The 384-nt window shown below is 44.5% G+C and carries 1 protein-coding gene; it reads right to left on the bottom strand.

The genetic code is table 11. The annotated features are described in order from the left end of the window. Positions 1-91: 91 nt before the first annotated feature. A partial coding sequence (rplC, locus tag ACYVTD_RS17720; protein ID WP_461248937.1) for a 50S ribosomal protein L3 occupies positions 92-384 on the bottom strand: 293 nt, incomplete at its 5' end.

The raw sequence follows: 384 nt of genomic DNA, 5'->3' as shown, positions 1-384 counted from the left end.
ATGGAGTACTACAATGTTAGGGCTTTATGCCAGAAAAGTTGGAATGACTCAGGCTTTTGATGAAGCGGGAAACCTTATGCCGGTATCGGTGTTAAGGATAGACCCGAATGTTGTCATTTCCAAAAAAACAAAGGATGCGTCCGCCGCCGAATTTGTAGCGTTTTACAACGCCCTGAAAACCCTTACCTTTGGAAACGCCGCAAACATCGACAAATCTTACATCTTTTAACACTTCAATTCCAAGAGAGTCCCCTACGGCGACTTCTTTTTCAAAATCAGGCAATTCGCAAATCTTTTTCTTGGGGGTAACATTTTGGGGGAACTGTCCCGCGCGGGCTTTTGTTACGCGATTTTTCTTTGCTTCGTCTATACCGACGACTACAG

The organism is Treponema sp. R6D11 (assembly GCF_054786075.1).
The sequence above is the reverse complement of the archived record's forward strand: the minus strand, read 5'-3'. Positions and strand labels throughout refer to the sequence as shown.